Source organism: Eubacterium pyruvativorans, assembly GCF_900102225.1.
GTDB lineage: Bacteria > Bacillota > Clostridia > Peptostreptococcales > Anaerovoracaceae > Aminicella > Aminicella pyruvativorans.
The window spans coordinates 107,110-124,915 of record NZ_FNBF01000003.1; the positions used below are offsets into that span (position 1 = coordinate 107,110).

16 protein-coding genes are annotated in these 17,806 nt (G+C 56.0%); 2 read left to right on the forward strand and 14 right to left on the reverse strand.

Annotated features, from left to right (window positions below; genetic code table 11):
- Nucleotides 1-99: 99 nt before the first annotated feature.
- The 9 genes from BLQ24_RS02155 to BLQ24_RS02195 form a co-directional block, all read right to left on the reverse strand.
- Nucleotides 100-2,217, reverse strand: a complete 2,118-nt coding sequence (locus BLQ24_RS02155) for a CocE/NonD family hydrolase (protein ID WP_242869557.1) — start codon at nt 2,215-2,217, stop codon at nt 100-102.
- 43 nt (nt 2,218-2,260) lie between these two features.
- Complete coding sequence (locus tag BLQ24_RS02160) at nt 2,261-3,274, reverse strand: P1 family peptidase (RefSeq protein ID WP_242869558.1); 1,014 nt, start codon at nt 3,272-3,274, stop codon at nt 2,261-2,263.
- A 34-nt stretch (nt 3,275-3,308) separates the two neighbouring features.
- Nucleotides 3,309-4,115, reverse strand: a complete 807-nt coding sequence (locus BLQ24_RS02165; RefSeq protein ID WP_090162187.1) for an epoxyqueuosine reductase — start codon at nt 4,113-4,115, stop codon at nt 3,309-3,311.
- Nucleotides 4,116-4,236: 121 nt separating this feature from the next.
- Nucleotides 4,237-4,542, reverse strand: a complete 306-nt coding sequence (locus BLQ24_RS02170) for a DUF1805 domain-containing protein (RefSeq protein WP_163427949.1) — start codon at nt 4,540-4,542, stop codon at nt 4,237-4,239.
- Between the two features lie 204 nt (nt 4,543-4,746).
- Nucleotides 4,747-5,481 (reverse strand): ABC transporter ATP-binding protein, encoded by a 735-nt coding sequence (locus BLQ24_RS02175; RefSeq protein ID WP_090162190.1) that lies wholly within the window; start codon nt 5,479-5,481, stop codon nt 4,747-4,749.
- Nucleotides 5,482-5,556: 75 nt separating this feature from the next.
- Nucleotides 5,557-6,588: an ABC transporter substrate-binding protein gene (locus tag BLQ24_RS02180; protein ID WP_090162192.1), complete on the reverse strand. Its 1,032-nt coding sequence runs from the start codon at nt 6,586-6,588 to the stop codon at nt 5,557-5,559.
- Nucleotides 6,585-7,370, reverse strand: coding sequence for an ABC transporter permease (locus tag BLQ24_RS02185; protein WP_090162194.1), 786 nt, complete (start codon nt 7,368-7,370; stop codon nt 6,585-6,587). Before BLQ24_RS02185 ends, BLQ24_RS02180 begins: the two co-directional genes overlap by 4 nt.
- Nucleotides 7,371-7,380: 10 nt before the next feature.
- Entirely contained in the window at nt 7,381-7,680 is a 300-nt protein-coding gene (locus BLQ24_RS02190; RefSeq protein ID WP_090162196.1) for a thiamine-binding protein, read from the reverse strand.
- Between the two features lie 268 nt (nt 7,681-7,948).
- On the reverse strand, nt 7,949-8,803 hold the full coding sequence (locus BLQ24_RS02195) for an ADP-ribosylglycohydrolase family protein (RefSeq protein WP_090162249.1): 855 nt from the start codon (nt 8,801-8,803) through the stop codon (nt 7,949-7,951).
- Between the two features lie 258 nt (nt 8,804-9,061).
- Here BLQ24_RS02195 and BLQ24_RS02200 point away from each other — a divergent pair, with 258 nt between their 5' ends.
- Nucleotides 9,062-9,517 (forward strand): HD domain-containing protein, encoded by a 456-nt coding sequence (locus tag BLQ24_RS02200; RefSeq protein WP_242869559.1) that lies wholly within the window; start codon nt 9,062-9,064, stop codon nt 9,515-9,517.
- Nucleotides 9,514-10,263, forward strand: a complete 750-nt coding sequence (locus tag BLQ24_RS02205; protein WP_090162198.1) for a putative ABC transporter permease — start codon at nt 9,514-9,516, stop codon at nt 10,261-10,263. Before BLQ24_RS02200 ends, BLQ24_RS02205 begins: the two co-directional genes overlap by 4 nt.
- A 766-nt stretch (nt 10,264-11,029) precedes the next feature.
- On the opposite strand, the gene BLQ24_RS02210 is transcribed toward BLQ24_RS02205, so the two are convergent.
- The 5 genes from BLQ24_RS02210 to BLQ24_RS02230 all read right to left on the reverse strand — a co-directional run bounded on the left by BLQ24_RS02210 (nt 11,030) and on the right by BLQ24_RS02230 (nt 17,798).
- The gene (locus tag BLQ24_RS02210) at nt 11,030-11,671 is read right to left on the reverse strand and encodes a DUF5105 domain-containing protein (protein WP_163439961.1); all 642 of its coding nucleotides are present in this window, start codon (nt 11,669-11,671) and stop codon (nt 11,030-11,032) included.
- A 37-nt stretch (nt 11,672-11,708) separates the two neighbouring features.
- Nucleotides 11,709-15,131 carry an EAL domain-containing protein gene (locus BLQ24_RS02215; RefSeq protein WP_176755844.1) on the reverse strand — a complete coding sequence of 1,141 codons (3,423 nt, stop codon included), beginning with the start codon at nt 15,129-15,131 and terminating at the stop codon, nt 11,709-11,711.
- A gap of 1 nt (nt 15,132) precedes the next feature.
- Complete coding sequence (locus tag BLQ24_RS02220) at nt 15,133-16,194, reverse strand: GGDEF domain-containing protein (RefSeq protein WP_176755845.1); 1,062 nt, start codon at nt 16,192-16,194, stop codon at nt 15,133-15,135.
- A 103-nt stretch (nt 16,195-16,297) separates the two neighbouring features.
- On the reverse strand, nt 16,298-17,293 hold the full coding sequence (locus BLQ24_RS02225) for a sensor domain-containing diguanylate cyclase (RefSeq protein WP_176755846.1): 996 nt from the start codon (nt 17,291-17,293) through the stop codon (nt 16,298-16,300).
- Nucleotides 17,294-17,297: 4 nt separating this feature from the next.
- A complete protein-coding gene (locus tag BLQ24_RS02230; protein ID WP_090162208.1) occupies nt 17,298-17,798 on the reverse strand; it encodes a methylated-DNA--[protein]-cysteine S-methyltransferase in 501 nt (166 codons plus the stop codon).
- Between the last annotated feature and the right edge of the window lie 8 nt (nt 17,799-17,806).

The following is a 17,806-nucleotide window of genomic DNA, read 5'->3' on the forward strand; positions in this document are numbered from 1 at the left end:
CATCAATTCCGCCTTTTGCCACCGGTCCCGGGAAGAAACCCGGGACCGGAAAACCGAATCAGGAAATCGAATCAGAACACCGGATCACAGAGCACCGGATCACAGAACCGGCACCTCCGCCGATACCGTGCTGCGATCGATCTGAACCGAATACACTTTGTGAATCAGACAGTACACCGGATCCTCCGTGCCGATCACCACCGCCAGCCGGTGCCCCGGCGCCGCAGTATAACGGGCGGCATTCAGATAGACATGGTAATCATGGAATTCTCCCTTTTCCAGCCGGATGCCCGCCGCTGCCGTCTCCGGTTCATATCCGGAGTCCGGATTGCACAGATCGATGTACGCCCGGGTGATGACGCTGTAGTTCTTCTCTTCCGTGCGGAATTCCACTTCATCCAGCGGCTTCAGTCCGCCGCCGATTTCGAAGGCGCCCTGCCGGACCACATCTGTCGGGATGACGTTCCGCTGCGGGTCTTCGGCAAAAATCGACGGGAACGGCTCGTCCGCCAGATCTACCAGAAGAACGGTCAGCTTCAGGTCATCCTGCTGACCAGAGGAGGTGCCCAGAGAAAATGTGAGGGAATCCGCATCGTGGGCATTCACGGCGTGATATCCGCCGGATGGATCTCCGCCGGCCAGGGCGGCCCGAAAGTCCACCCGCACGGTGCCCTGAATGGTACACGCCTCCTCCAGCGGCGCAGTGATATACCGCCGGTTCATATTGGAAGAACAGAGACTCATACGCTCATCGAAATTCTCCTGACAGATGCCGGCCGCATCCCAGTCGGTATCGATGGTCTCAATGTTTTTTTCGGCCTTCTCCCCGGCAGCGTCGTCTGAAGCGTCGGCGTCTTCGAAGTGAAGCTGAACCGACCGGCCGGTCTCCCAGTCCGCCGCCTGCTCCCAGACATGCTGATCCAGGTTGCTCTGAACCAGCACCGCCGGCATATCCTCGGCATCATTCTCCACACCGAACAGATAGTGGGAGAACCACCGGTTCACGATATCCTCGTAGAATGCCCCGTTCACCCGGATTCCGAACCCCTTGTCCGGCATGGCCGGCGTCATATGATAACCCTGATGCAGGATCAGCTTCACGGTCTGTCCCGCCTTCCGGAAGGAACGCAGCATCATCTCGAACTGTTTGGTGGAAACATTTTCATCATGCAGCCCGTGGACGATGAGGGCGGAGCAGTTCAGCCGGTCGGCGTGCAGCGTGTAATTTCCGTCTTCCCAGAACGGGCTGTAGTCCGTGCCGGTTTTCAGCTGCTCCATACTCAGGGCGTGATGGAACGCATCCATCCTGGAGCGCTGCTCCTCCGTCAGGTCGTCGCTGTACCGGCTGCTGCAGTAGTAGGAAAGGAAGCTGTTCAGCATTTCTTCCGGCCAGTAGCGCTGAGCGCCCTGCTGATTCTGCTGGCTGTACCAATCTGCAATGCCGGCTACCGGAACGATGGTCCTGAGACCTTTTGTCCCTGCCGAAGCCACCGCGAACGGCATCGTCCCCGCATAGGACCGCCCCGTCATGCCCACATTGCCATTGCACCAGTCCGCCCGGATCGCTGCCGTCCCCGCCCGGTCCGCGAAAGCCTGCCGGTCACCGTGAAGCCACTCCACCACAGCACAGAAGGCGTCCCGCTCATAGCGGGAACCTACGAACTCCAGCCCGTCGGAACCCTTGGAACCGAATCCGGCGCTGACCACCACCGCAAAACCCCGGACCAGGTAGTAGTTGAAATTATCGATGTTCTCGTAAACCATGTTTCCGCCGTTGCCCCGGTCCGGGTAATACCAGCCGGCAGGGTCTGCGGCCAGTGCCGCCTCCATGGCGGTGATCTCTGAAGCAGGTTTCCGGGCCGGCGCCGGGTGATCCAGATCCCGGGACAGATCGAAATCCGCATAATTTCCCGCCGCCGTCTCCTTCATATGATCATATCCGTCCGCATTGATTCCGGCGCAGTACGGCCGGGCTTCGAAAACCACCGGCGCCTTGTAGTGCCCCATCACGGCACTCCGGGGCACCTGTACGAAAGCTTTGACCAGGTCCCGTCGGCCATCTCCGTCCATGTCATAATCCGTCTCCACATAGACGCAGAACCGTACAACCGCCGATGTTTCCGGGTCATACGCCGCTCCGGTCTTCCCATCTGTAAACGGAAAGACCGGCATCGCCCTGCCGTTTTCGAAAATCGGCTGTTCACTAAACTCCCTCACGGATTCCTCCTTTGTTTTCTATTTCTATTCTCTTTCACGGACTCTATACGTTTATTGAGAACCCCAGGTCCCGGGCCGCCGGATATCCGTACGCCCGCTCCGCCGAAGTGACCCCCCGCACAATCGCCCGGCTCATCACTTCCGCTCCCAGCGCACCCACCAGATCCATGTCCGCCGGCACAATGCCCAGAGACACCGCATAGATACTGTCTCCGTCCATGGACAGATGCACCGGCCGGATCGCCCGGGCATATCCGTCGTGGGCCATCCCCGCCAGCTTGCAGAGCGCCGCCTTCTCGAACCGTCCGTTCGTCATCAGCACGGAAATGGTGGTGTTCTCCGCCGGCCGCCCGGGTTCGCCCTTCCCTTCTGCGCTTTCCGCCATGAGATCCAGGGTGGACAAAAAACCATCGTTCTCCCCGTTCCGCACCCCTGCAATCTGCACACCGGTATCCGGATCCCGGATTTCCCCGAGGGCGTTCACCACCGCAACGGCGCCGATCATCAGATCTCCCAGCTGAATGGCGAAGCTGCCGATGCCGCTTTTCATACAATGCTCCATGCCGGCGGTCTTTCCCACCGTCGCCCCGCATCCTGCGCCGAAATTCCCGTCCCGGTAATTCGGCGCCTCCATGGCCTGCCGCGCCGCCTCATATCCCATGGCCGGGTCCGGCCGCACATTTCCGTCCCCTACCGTCAGATCGAAAATGTCCGACTGACAGACCAGGGGCACGATCATATCCCCCACCGCAAGTCCGATCCGTTTCTCCTCCAGATACCGCATCACACCATCGGATGCGCCCAGTCCGTAGGCACTGCCGCCGCCCAGCAGAATGCCGTGTATCCGCTCCGCTGCCATCAGCGGATTCAGCAGCTGACTGTCCCGGGATGCCGGCCCGCCGCCCCGCACGTCCAGGCCGGCCCGCATCCCTTCCGGGCTCAGGAAGGCAGTGCATCCGGTTCCGGCCTCGGCGTTTTCCACCTGTCCGATCCGGATGCCCGGAAAGGCAGTAATCGGAATTTCCTTCATCAATTCCTGTCTGATGTGCTCTTGCATTGAAATTCTTCCTCCTAAATCCGCTGCCGGGAAACTACCTGGGGATCCCGTAGGAACACGGCAGATCCACATTGCATTTTCCGCAGACATCCTTGTCCGCCCCGTACCGGGCGGCGTTCCGGACAGTAACTTTGTAGCAGCGCTTCCGGTCGAAGCCCGCCGTGGTCAGAGCACCGGAGAAGCAGCGCTTCGCACAGACTCCGCAGGAACCGTTCCGCCGGAACAGACAGCGCTCCTCCGTCAGAACCGGATCTGCCGGGAACGGCGCATCGGTAACGACCGAGTGAAACCGTCCGCAGCAGCCCTGCTCCGTGATCAGCAGATTGTTCAGACCGAAGGTCCCCAGCCCCGCCGCATAGGCAATGTGGCGCTGGGACCAGGGACTCATGATCGTCTTCGGGTCCAGGCCGATATCATGGGGAACAGCTCCGTGATACCCGGCGTCCCGCAGACGGGAAACCAGCATCTCGTCCAGCGCCTCCATCATCCGGTTCGTTTCCGCATAGGCATCCGCCCAGGCACGGGAGGCATACGGCTCATCGTCGGACTGTCCCGGACCCGGCTCTCCCGCCCCCGGACATTCGCTCCGGTTTGTATGCCCCAGCGCTTCCGTAAACGGAATGAAGTAACTGATCACCGCTTCGGCGCCCGGCAGGAAATCTTCCGGCAGCCGGTGGTCCGGTGTGACGATTTCCGGGAGATTCCGAATATACGGGCTGCCCGCTGCCGCGAAACCGACCAGGGGCTCCCGCCACAGTGCTTCGTCACCGTGGTTTCCGGCGTATTCCCGGACGAATGCCGATACCAGCTCCCGAACAGATTCCTTGGTGAACTCTTCCATGACACTCCCTCCTGCCATAACACAGCGCCGGACCCAACGGCAAAAAAAATCATTCCGTGCGCCCGACGCAAATATTCATGTCTGTTTTGTATTACATGTCTGTTTCGAATGATCGGTCTTTCTACTGCGCATTCAGCACGGCAGCCGCCTCGGATCCGGTCATGCCTTCCCGGACACCGGCTTCCTTCGCAGCTGTGGTCATGCCCTTAATCGGATTCGTCAGAACCGCCTCGAAGTCAGCTCCGCCCACCAGTACCGCCGCATCGCCGAACTTCTCCGCCGCATCCAGATTCAGATATCCGCACATCAGATACCCCTTCCGGCATGTCACAACGATCATGTTCGGGTGACCTTCTCCTCCCGGCGCAACCAGCATAACCCCCTGCGCATTCGTACCATTCACATCCAGCTGTTCGATTTTCATCATCGTGATATCCTCCTGTAACATAAGACATGTCATAAGACATTTTTTTGAATTCTCTGCCTTACAGTATACCACTTTCCCAACGTCTGTGCACTGCCGGAACATCTGTACATCTTCGGACATCTGTGCGCCCGCCATGGCAATATACTGAAAAACGCCGGCACAATGCCGATAAAAAAATCGTCATCATGCCGGCATTGTGCCGCTCTACAGCTCCGAAATAATCCGCCGCTTGTAGGCAAGGAAGGATTCAGACAGATTGAATTCCGGGGATCTGGGCTTCGGCTCCGTCACCGGTATCTCACAGGTGATCCGCCCCGGCCGGCCCTTCAGAATATAGATGCGGTCGGACAGCAGAATCGCCTCGTCGATGTCATGGGTGATGAAAATGGTGGACAGATCAATCTGGTTCATAATGTCCAGATACCAGCGGTGCATGCTGCTTTTTGTCAACGTATCCAGCGCACTGAACGGCTCGTCCAGGAGAGCCACCCCCTCCGAGGCCATGTAGGTGCGCAGCAGCGCCGCCCGCTGCCGCATGCCGCCGGAAAGCTGGGAAGGGTAACGCATCTGAGTTCCGTCCAGTCCGAACTCGGCGAACAGTGCGTCCGCCTTCTTCCTGGCCTCCGCCTTCTTCATTCCCCCCAGCACCAGAGGAAGGGAGACATTGTCAATGATCTTCTTGTGCTGCAGCAGCAGATCCTTCTGCAGCATGTAACTGATCTTCCCCGGTGATCCGGTGATATCTTCGCCATCCAGGAAAACCCGGCCCGACTCCGGCATCACCAACCCGGAAATGATATTGAAAAGCGTGGTCTTTCCGGCGCCGCTGACCCCCAGGAGAGAAACGATCTCTCCGTGATGAAGTTCAATGCTGATCCCGTCCAGGATCCGCTGCCCGCCGTACTCTTTCACTACATTCTCTGTGCGCAATAATTCCATCTGTACTCCGTCCGTACTCCATTTCTTCCGCCTGCCGTTTTTCCGGCCGCCTGCAGTTCCTCCCGAAGAACTTTCCTACTTCGACAGGTACTTCGTGTTATATCCCTTTCCTGTCAGATCCGTCTTCGAAAGCTTGTTCTGGTACAGCCACTTGTAGAAGGCATTCCAGCGCTTCGGATCGATCTGTCCCCAGTAATCCGCATCCTTCGCATATTGCTTCGCCATCCATTCCTGGCTCTCGGTCACCAGCTTCTCCGATCCCTTCAGCGAACCGGTATCGTCTCCTGCGATCAGGATCTTCGCCGCCTCGTCCGGGTGCTTTATGGCATATTCATATCCCTTCTGCGTCGCTTTCAGGAACGCCTTCGCCGTCTCCGGATCCTTCTTCAGGAAGTCGTTGTTCGCGATGATCACCGGCGTGTAGTAGTCCATCACCTTATTGATGTCAGCGAAACGCCAGAAGTCCACCGGAACGTTCTCTACCTTCGCGTTGATGCCGCCCCAGCCCTGGAATACCCAGATCGCATCGGTCTGCTTCGCCTTCAGCGCCGCCGGTTCATCTGTGATATTGTTCGGGATCTTCTTGATGGACTTATAGCTTCCGCCGTCCCCGTTGACCACGTTCCGGATCATCGCCAGTTCAATCGGCGACTCCCATGTGGAGTAGGTCTTCCCGGAAAGTCCCTTCGGCCGGTCGATGCCGTCCCCCTTCCGGGACATGATGCCGGACGTGTTGTGCTGAATAATGGCTGCCACAGCGCTAATGCCCAGAGGCGCATCCGAATCCAGCGCTGCCGCCATGGTGTCCTGGGCCTCCACGGCGAACTGTGCCTTCCCTGAGGCACACATGGTGGCCGCACCGTCCTCCGGCGGCTGCACGATCTTCACGTCAATGCCGGCGTCCTTGTAATATCCCAGTTTCTTCGCCACGTAGATGCCGGTGTGATTGGTGTTCGGGGTCCAGTCGAGACAAAAAGTGACCTTCTTCGCCGCTCCCTTCCCGGATTTCTTCGCCGGTGCGGAACTGGTTTTCCCGCATCCTGCGGTGAAAACCACCGCCAGTGCCACGGCCAGTGCAGCAGAAATGATTTTCCGACAGTTCTTCATTTCAATTTCCTTTCTTTTTCATAACGATTTTCCGGCGCCGCCCACGGCATGGAGATCTTCGCGATCAACCGGACCAGAAGGAGCAGCAGAAGACTGATGATGACGATGAAAATAATCACCGCGAACATTTTGTCAAAGGCATACGCCTTCTTCACCCGGGTCATGTATACACCCAGACCCTCGAAGCCGCCCAGCCACTCCGCCACCACGGCGCCCACCACAGCGTAGGACGCAGAAATCTGCAGTCCGGAAAAGAACGCCGGCAGCGCTCCCGGGAATTTCACATGCCGGAAGATCTGCAGCTCGCTGGCACCCATGGAACGCAGGAGATTCAGTGCATCCCGGTCCGCCCCCTTGTATCCGTTCAGCAGCCCGATGGAGATCGGGAAAAACGTGGTGATCACCACCAGCGTGATCTTCGGCGCCATGCCAAATCCCATCCAGAGAACCAGAAGCGGTGCAATGGCGATGGTAGGGATCGTCTGGGAAATGATGATCAGCGGATAACAGGCCTTGTCCAGCACCGTGAACCGATCCATGACAGTGGCCATCACGAAGGCCAGCAGAATGCCCAGTCCCAGTCCGTACAGGGTTTCCTGCATCGTGACCTTCCCATGGGACAGCAGCGTCGGCATGTCCGTCACAAAAGTCCGGGCCACATCCACCGGCGAGGGCAGCATATATGCCGGCACAATGCCGCTCTCACTCAGAGCGTACCATCCAAGAATGATGATCATCAGTGCGACAACAGCCGGAAGTTTATCGGTAATACTCTTTCTCATCGGTCCGCCGTTACTTCTGATGGTGCTTGGTCACTTTCTTGTCGATGGTCAGCACATCCCCCTCCGGCTTATAGGCGATCTTCACGTACGTGCTCATGGCCGGGCAGCCCGCCTTCGCCGCCACCAGCTGGCAGTTCTTCACGATCTCCATCAGCCCGTCATAATCCCCCTCGATGGTGGTTTCGAACGGTCCCACATAGTAGTTGTATCCCGTGGACTTGATATAGTCGATGACTGTATCCACAATGCGGATGACTTCCTCTTCATCCGTAGTGGTCGGCAGCACCTGAATCGCAACACTTGTATTCATAATCATTCCTCCTTCTGAAATCCGTTTACGGACTCCTATAACGAAAAAAAACGTTCCTGCCGGAGCACGAACGTATCAGTCAATCTTCCTACGTCGGCATTATCCAACAGGTTCCAGGGTCTAAGCACACGCTTACTCTCAGCCTCTTCAGCTCCCCCGATTCATATGATGAAATTCACGGTTACTATAATATACCTTGCGGCCGGCGATTGCAAGGGTGAAGCGGACGAAATACCAGCACAGCCCATTCCGTCCGCCACCCCGGGATTCACATTCCGCACTGCCTGAGTACCTCATACACTGTGAGGCTCTCCCCCGATCCATCCCCCATGGCCTTCGACGGGTACATCCGTTCGAAATCCAGAAGAATCGCCATGAGATCATGATCCAGAAACGGCACCGTCCGCCGGATCAGATCCGCCGGCACGCCGTAATACGCCTCCGCCACCGATCCCGCCATGGCGGCGATGGTATCGCTGTCCCCGCCCAGAGAAACCGCCGTGCGGACTGCGTCCTCGAAATCCGAAGACTCGAAGAAGGCCTCCAGCGCTTCCGGAACCGACCCCCGGCAGGTGGCATCGAAGGTGTACGACGGCCGAAGCTCGTCGATGGTAAACAGGAGCGGATCATAATGCACCGTTATATAGTCCCGGATCTCTTCCTTCTTCTTTCCGGAGCGGGCCAGATAAATCGCCGCCGCTACAGCTTCCGCTCCCTTCATCCCTTCCGGGTGATTATGGGTCACAGCCGTGATCTGATCCGTCAGACGGAGCACTTCCTCCAGACTGCTGCCCGCCCAGGCCGCCGGGCTGACCCGCATGGCGGAACCGTTTCCGTAACTCTGATAAGGGCTCGGGTCCTCCTCCCCCAGCCAGCGGATAAAGAGTTCTCCGAATCCCGCATCCGGGTACTGCCTGCCCAGTTTCTGCATACAAAAAACTGCGCGGGACGGCAGATCATCCCGGTTATCCTTTGTCTCCAGCACCGCCCGGGCCAGCGCCAGGGACAGGATGCTGTCATCCGTCAAGGAACACGCCGGGGTGAACAGTTCGAAATTCTTCGACTTATGATTGTCCCACTCGAAGCGGGACCCGGCCACATCACCGATAATTGCTCCGATCATCATGTACCTCCGTTTCCGGCTCCGGCCTCCGAGTCTGTATCCGGATCTGTATCCAGGGACCCGGGGAGCCGGTTTTCCTGCCAGTTTCATTATAGCCGTACCGGCACTCCCGGACAACCGGCGTATTCCCCCTGCTTCCGTCCGTTCCGCCTTCCTTCCCCGGAATGCGTTCCCCCGGACCATCGCCCCTTCACAATTACCTCTTCCCCCGCAGACCCCGTTCGCATATAATAGATGTATTATGCAGGAGGAGAAATCGTGAAAAATCGAAAAGAAATAAACTACGAAGAAATGATCCGCACGCTGGCGAAAGACCCGCGGGTCCGCCGCATGGCGGCATTTCCCCAGCACGGCGGAGTGTCCACGCTGGAGCACGCGGAATCCGTCACGAGGATGAGCTTTCGGATCAATGCGGCGCTGCACCTGAACGCCAATCCGAAAACTCTGCTTTATGGGGGCATGCTCCACGACTACTATCTCTATGACTGGCACCACCATGCGGGACATCTGCACGGGCTCACCCACCCGGAGGCGGCGCTGGAACGGGCCGAAAAGGACTTCGACCTTCCGGAGGGGGCGAAGCAGGTCATCCGGACCCACATGTGGCCCCTCACGCTGTTTCACATACCAATGAGCCGGGAGGCGGGCATCGTCTGCCTGGCGGACAAGGTTTCCGCAGTGTGGGAAACCCTGGGAAAGCGAGGCCGTTCATGATTCTGTCCCAGTATTTCGTCGAATTCATTTTCTATAGCTTTCTCGGCTGGGTATGGGAATCCCTCTACTGCACCATCCGGGAAAAGGCCTGGCAGGACCGGGGCTTTCTCTTCGGTCCAATCTGTCCGATCTACGGCGCCAGCGTCGTGGCGGTCATGATCCTGTCCCGCTTCGTTCCCCAGATTTCCAGCGGTGCGATGCCCGCCTGGGGCATCTTCCTGATCTGTATGGCGGGAAGTGCCGTCGCCGAGTACGCCACGTCCTGGGTTCTGGAGAAACGCTTCCACATGCGCTGGTGGGACTACAGCAGCATGCCCCTGAATCTCAACGGGCGGATCTGTCTTCCGGCCAGCATCGGTTTCGGTGCGGCGGGCATCGTGGTGGTCCGCTGGCTCATCCCCCTGGTGCAAAGCATGCACGGCACCGTCCATCCCATGCTCTACGAAGGATTGGCCCTGATCCTGGCAGCCGGTTTCGGTGCTGATTTCGCCCTGACGGAGGCCAGCCTCTCCCACCTCATCCGAGATATGAAGGCTTTCCGGGAGGAATTCAATGCCCGGGCCGAAGCAGCTTACGAAACCCTGTCCGGCGTGGGCATCCGGTACGCTTCCGCCCTCACCGGCGGACAAAAAAAGATTCTCCGGAACGTTCGGAAATTCACCACACCGATCCACAGCGGCGGACTGACTACCGGCGAACACCTGCGGAATGCCCTCAGGGAGCTGGAGAACCGGAAAGATGCCTGATCGGCATGATGCAGACCGGCCGGGCCGAAAGATCGTATACATTTACTTCCCACAGCCGGCCAGGCTGAAAGATCGTATACATTTACTTCCCACAGCCGGCCGGGCTGAAAGATCGTATACAATCATCACGTTTAACTTGCTCGCTGCCGGCAATTGCTCTGCATTATGTATACAAAATGTGCGGAACCGTCCATCAGGGCCGGTTCCGCACATTTTTTACGCTTCACAGGGTGCGAAAACAAAAGAAAATCTTGAGTAATATATTCCGTCCGCTTCCGAGTGTGCGATTTGGCAGAAAAACGGAATATCGCACCAGGTCTGGCAGCCAGATTGTATACGTTCTGGAGACGATGGCCACAAAATTACCCAGCAGTCGTTCGGACATTTCAGATATTACCTGCGACGCAGCGGAAAACAGACGGGTAAGCCGGAGAACATATGGGATATGTGTTAGTCGGATAAAATAATTCCGGTGTAAAAATTTGGCGTTCAGACAGCACGATGCGAAAATGAAATTTTTCCTGTTTCCGCACCCACCCGAATCGTGTCGCCTCCGGTTTCCGGATAAATCGGCGGGATTTAGGTGCGAAATCCGAGAAAATCAAAATTTCGCACCCTCATGCCGCCGTTTCACAGCACCGTCAGGCCACCCTCATGCCGCCGTTTCACAGCACCGTCAGGCCACCCTCATGCCGCCGTTTCACAGCACCGCCAGGCGCACCCTCATGCCATCGTTTCACAGCACTGTAGACACACGCCGGTCCGCCTATTGGCCCAGCTGATTCGCATACTGGGTAAACGTTGTAATCAGTCCGCCGCACACTGCATCCACGAACGCACTGTCCTTGTCCAGTTTCTGCACAATCCATTGGCCGTCCTTCCGCTTCAGGGACAGCGTGACGGTCTTTTCGAAATCTTTTTTTGTCAGTTTCTTCAGATGTTTCTGCAGCAGGGTATTAGCCAGTTTCGACAGCTTCTCCTCACTGGCGCCGCTCATGGCCAGGGACATGCCCTGACTCATGTAATCCGTGACGAAATCCCGGAAGGCGTTCCCGAAGGAATAGGTGGTGATCTTCACCTTCACGGTGGCATTGTCTCCGTCGATCTTCTCGTCGGAAGTCCGGTAGCTGAAGTCCAGCAGCTTGTCCGTGAGCAGCTTCAGCGTTTCATCCTCGATTTCGTCTGCACCGGCATCGTCTTTCTGCCCCTGGAGGGACTCTTTCAGATTCACGCTGCCGCCCGCATACACCTTCTTCAGTACATCCTGGTCCTGGGACTGCAGAGCGTCCAGGAACCGGTCCGCAGTCTGGCGCGGCGTCACCTCCTGTTTTCCGCATCCGGCCGTCATCAAGGCCATGAGTGCGGCGATGGTCAGAACCAGAACGATGTGCATATTCTTCTTTCTCATGCCAGTCTCCTCTCTGTCTGTCATCATTTCACAACAACTACAACTTCTCACAGTCCCTGGTATTCAGAACCATATTCGCCAGGCCGTCGATATACGATTCCTTGTCAGAGCTGTTTGCATCCGTATAAGACACTGTGATCACCACACTGCAGTTCCCGCTCCACTGGCCGGCCCTCCGCATGGACTCGACGGCCGGCCGGATCTTTCTGGCCAGATTCCGCACTTCTTCTTTCGAGTTATAGAACGTCAGAATATGGAACAGGCTGTTCCGGACTCTGCCGATGACGCAGTTCTTTCCGGCGCAGTCCCGCAGGACCGTTCCGATCTTCTGCAGCAGGCTGTTTCCGGAATCGTCCCCGTAAAGCCTGATGATTTCACTGTATTCCGGGACATATACTTCGATCATGGCCACATTGTTTCCTGTACGCCAGTGCTCCAGCAGATAGGAATAGACACTGTCTGATATTCCCCGGGCATTGGCAAGGCCGGTAATCTCATCAACGCCGGACCGCTTTTTTTCCTCCCGTAAGAACCGCTCTGACATCTCCACATCGAACACGTTCCCCACCAGGCCCAGAATCCGGCCGTCACGATAGATCGGAATCTTGCTGGCGATGATATCCCGGTTCACACCGTTTACAATACATTTTCCCCGTCTCAGGAAAACCCTTTTCCCGGAGCGGATGACCGCTTCCTCATCTTTCCGGAACGGATCCGGATCGATATGCCACTCCATATCCTCGTCCGTTTTCCCGATGATTTCCTTCTCGGAATCAATTCCGAAATAGTCGAGGAAACTCTGGCTTGCTCCCAGGAATCTCCGGTTGACATCCTTCCAGAAAAACATGCGCTTCGCATTCAGGACGATATTCTTCCAGATGATCTCATCTGTCACGCCCTCTTTCTGCCGGCCGGAAGCAGCATCACTCAAGGAGGATATCATCTTCTTCAGGTCATCCTCCCGGAGACCTGCTTCAATTGTAACATGCATGGCCCGGTTGAAATCCGACCGCTGCACCGGCATGATCAGATGGAGGAACCAGTGATACTCACCGGATGCGGTGATGCTCCGGAACAAGCCCGTGAGCGCATGATCTTCGTTCTGCTCCATACGGGACCGCATGGTAGAAACATCCGCAAATTCCCCGAACCGGTCCCGATCCGGGAAATAACAGTACTCTTCCTTCCAGGCAAGAATCACCGAGGAAATCGTTTTTTGTTCCACCCCCGTTCCCATCGGCTGATCTGACAGGGAGGACTTCACCCCCTCCACGGTGTCATTTTCCAGGTCGTAGATCGCAATATCGCTGCACATATAGTACAGATCACTCATGGTCTCCAGGTTGATCTGCCGTGCATTTCCTGTACCGATATCCACATACTGGATCTGCATGGTATAGAGATAGTGGTCGTCCTGCACCGCCGCCACCTGACCGCTGAGCTGCATATAGTGATCCCCGGAGGGATATGCGGTGGTTTGCGTTCCCTGCAGTTTTCTCAGCTGCTGATCCGCATACTGCCGGTGGAAAATGTGAATCGGATCGCCCGGCGTGTTGAGTTTTGTCTCCCAATCCTTCAGATCACACACATGATCCCGTTTTAGAATCTCCCGGTAGGCTTGGTTGGCAAAAAGTATCGTCAGCCGGCGGCCGTCATCATCCACCACGCAGAGCGGTTTGTCCGTGAGATAGTCGATGCGGCTCAGCCTGTTGAAATAGCTCCGCCACTTCGCCCGCTCTACAACAAATCCCCGTTTCTTGAGCTGAACGGACAGATCCCCGGCCGGCATCGGGCGGAAGAAACAGAAGCCCTGCATCTTCTCACATCCGATTTTCTTCAGGAATTGATACTGTTCCTCGGTTTCGACGCCCTCTGCCAGAGTGGAAATATCAAGTTCCTTCGCCATGCGCACAATGGAAGTGATAATCGTCTTCGACCGCTCATTGAAGTTTTCCAGGAAAGTCATGTCCAGCTTCAGCTCATCGAAAGAGTAATCCTTCAGAATGCCCAGGGAAGAGTATCCGGACCCGAAATCATCCATCCACACATTGTAGCCCAGCTGATGAAACCGACGGATGAACGGACCCAGTTTCTCCACGTTCCGGATGAAGGCACTCTCGGTGATCTCCAGATTGGTGAATTCCCGGGGCACGCCGTACTTCTGGGAGATCCGGTCGATGGCATCCGGGAGATCATCATGCAGGAAATCCTTCCGGGACAGATTCACCGAGATCGGTGACATTTCTTCTCCGTTTCGTTCCATCCGGACATGATCCCTGCATACCTGTTCGAACACGTAGAGATCCAGTCTGTAAATCTGACCGGTATCTTCCAGAATCGGAATGAACTGTCCCGGGGCGATTCTGCCGTATTCAGGATCCATCCACCTGACCAGTGCTTCGCCGCCGCATACCGTCCGGGTCATCGTGCGGATGACGGGCTGATAATAGACCTGAATCCATCCGTTTTCCAGTGCCTTCTCGAAATTCCGCATGATGTAGTACTTGAAGGAAGTTTTCCGGACCATACCCTCGTCGAACCAGAGGAAAGTGGAGGTGCGTGTTTTCGGAATGAACCCGCATGCCATTCTGGCCCGGTCACAGGCTTCGGTCAGCCGGGTGCCGTCATTGTTGAACGGAAATATCCCCACCTTGACCGCCAGGTTTTCTCCCCCTTCCTCATGCTTCATCTGCAGAAAGAGTTCATGAAGCCTGGATTCGATGTCCTGATTTTCTGCATAGACAACGAAATGATCATTTTCGAAGCGGGAGGAATTCTCTGCGCCGAAATAATTCCGGATCAGCTTCGCCAGCTTACAGATCTGTCCGTCTCCCGCCCGGAAACCGAACCGGCTGTTATACACTTTCAGATCGCACAGATCGAAATACAGAATGACCGGAATCTCCCCCTTCTCCCAGATCTTCTCAATGCCCGTCATGGAATAGCCCAGGAAATGGGACATGTTCTGCAATCCCGTCAGTTCGTCATAGTGCTTCGAAAATTCCGTGCTCCCGGAGGAAGACCGCCGGTCTGACAGAGTGGTCAGCATCGCCTTCACTACACTGTCATCCCCGGCATCGTCCGTCTCATCTGTGTAAGTGATAAAGGCGATATCCGCCCCGTTTACAGAGATATACTTTCCGGTTCCGTGGATAACATGGTATTCCTGCTGATCCTCTCTCCTGTTTCTGAAAACAATATCATAGTCTCCGGATCGGTTGGCAAACTGGTAAGAGTATTCTTCCATCCTGACAATGTCATCCGGATGGACATTTCGGTACAGATCAGTATTCAGGCTGTATACCGCCTCCCCGCAGCTGTCGTATCCGAAGAGATCCCGATACGCCCGGGAAACCAGGAGAGGCTTGATCTGATCGTCCACATACTGGTATACCGCCAGCGGAATCGGAATATTTTCCAGAAAGGACCTTGTTTCCGATGAAAATTCGTATGTTTTCATGTTATCTGCTCCTCCTGCCGTTTTCCCCATTCCGATAGTGCCGGCGTTTCACTTCTGACATCTCAGCTGCCGCCGCTTTCGTCAATGCATTCATATCAATCTGATCCTTCTTCATCCAGGCCACACCCATAGAAACAGAGAACCCGGATCGCTTCGTTCCGCTGTAAATACGGCTGATGCCCTGCCGCACCCGGTCCTCTCCCGCATCAGGAAGAATCGCCACGAATTCATCGCCGCCGATGCGGTACGTATACTCCTCCCCGAATTCAGCCCGGAAAAGCGATGCGGTGGTCTTCAGCATTCTGTCCCCGGCGTCATATCCCAGATTCACGTCCGCCTCATGCAGTCCGTTTACATCCAGAAACACACAGCAGAGGGTTTCCCAGCACCACTTCGGGAAGTGGTTGAAATCCTGCTCATACCGGTTTCTGCTGTTCAGCCCCGTCATGAGATCCGTCCCACTGAGTACCTTCCACTTCCACTCGAAATACAGACGCTGAATCTTGACCCGGGTGAGATACGTGCTGGTAATCACACTTATCATACCGAAAAACAGCGCCTGGGAGATATCCGGTACCAGCACATTCCGTGCATCGAAAGCCGCTGCACAGAGAATAAACACCGCAGTACATCCGCCGATATACACGCCGATCCGAACCGGCCGGTCGGTGAAAAACATCGGCAGAGCCAGAATGAAAGCGATATATTTCACCGCCATCATTTCAGAATTCATGACCGTACTCAGCAGGATACTGCAGCCGATGAGGATGCTGCTGAACAGATAAATCTGAAAATTCGAATCAGCGGGTTTCTTTTTCCTCCCGGCCTTCGCCAGAACATGGGAAAGAACCTGGCAGAAAAGAATCGACACGTATATCCAGAACCGTGCACCGGCGCCATAATAAAAGTAGATGAAGATAGTCCCGGGAATCAGCAGAATGAAAAGAATCCCGGACAAAAAAATCAGATTTTTTCGGTTTTCCTCATATAATCTGCCCTTCAACTTCCTGTAATCCTCTTCCGAAATGCCGGTTCCGAAAAAATTCTTCACTCTGTCCAGCACACCCAAGCTTCCTCCTTCTGATGTCCGATCTGTTTTCATCGTTATATTATAACTCTGATGACAAGGGCGTATTCCCAGAATTTATCATCTTTCCCGGACTATTTTACAAAAAATCTTCATCTGTCACGACCCGGGTACTGTTTTCGCCCTTTGCCCTGAACATATACCGGTCGGCACGGGCAATCACCGATTCCCGGTCATCATCCTCCCGCACCACCGTAATCCCGATGGCCGCCATACAGGAGATCTTCTCTCCTTCCAAGACAATCTCCGTGCTTTCGGAAAGCTGCAGGAAACGCTCCGCCAGACCGCGGATATCCTCGCTGGACTTCAGCTGCAGAATCCCCACGAACTCATCTCCGCCCCAGCGGCAGAACCGGTCCGTCCGCCTGCCGAAGTTCCGGAGCCGGTGGCCGAATTCCCGCAGCAGCTCGTCCCCCGCCCGGTGCCCGTAGCCGTTATTGACATCGTGGAAACGATCCACATCCGTGAACATGACGGCAAACGGATGTCCGGTACGCCGGTATCTTTCGATTTCTTCGTCAATGCAGGATTCCATATATCTGCGTCCCGGCAGGCAGGTGAGCGGGTCCCTCGTTGCCACTTCGTAGATATCCCGCATCCGTTCCTCGTCGTACGGATCCTCCGTAACCGGAAAGAACAATGCAACCAGGTTCCGGACTTTTCCGTTCCCATCCCGGAGAGGAATCATGGTATTCCGGATCAACAGGTTATCACCGGCCTTCCTGCGCATGAACATCTTCATGGACTGCACCCGCCCGGAGCGGTATGCCGCTATGGCAGGACAGCTGGGCATCGGGATTTCCCCTCCGTCCACGAAGGAACAGGCCAGATGCAGTGCCCCGCACCGTTTTCCCACCACTTCACCGGGTGTGTAGCCGATGAGCCGCTCAGCCTCCTGATTCCAGTAAATCACCTTCTGGTCCGGATGCATGATATAACATCCGAAGGGAAGATCATCCAGAATCTGAAGGAAAAACGCCTGGTTGGACAGGACATCACGGAAACTTACGGATAGTTTCTCCATCTCCTCTTCCGTTGCAAAATTCGTTTTCTTTTCTTCCATTCTCTCCGTCATTTCATCACCTCTGACGCCGTTCCAGTTCCAGAAGACTGCGTTTCCGCTCCAGTCCTCCGGCATATCCGGTGAGCTGCCCTCTGCTTCCTACAACTCTGTGACAGGGAACAATAATGCTGACCGGATTGTGACCGACTGCACCCCCCACCGCCTGCGCCGACATCTTCTCCGTTCCGCCGCCTGCAGAAAGTTCCTTCGCAATCTCCCCGTACGTCGTCGTCTCACCATAAGGAATTTCCATCAGCCTCTTCCATACAGCGCACCGAAATAAGGTCCCGGTCAGATGAAGGGGCGGCGTGAAATCCGGCTCCCGGCCCGAAAAATAGATATCCAGCCACCGCTTCGCCGACCGGATGCTCTCTGTTTCTTCCTCCTGGGCCTCTTCCGACAGTCCTCCACCGAAATACTTCTGTCCTTCGAACCACAGCCCGGTCAGCCCCTCTTCGTCTGCGGCCAGAACGATTCCGCCCAGCGGTGATAAATAGTTCGATACAAACTGTGACATTTCGGTCC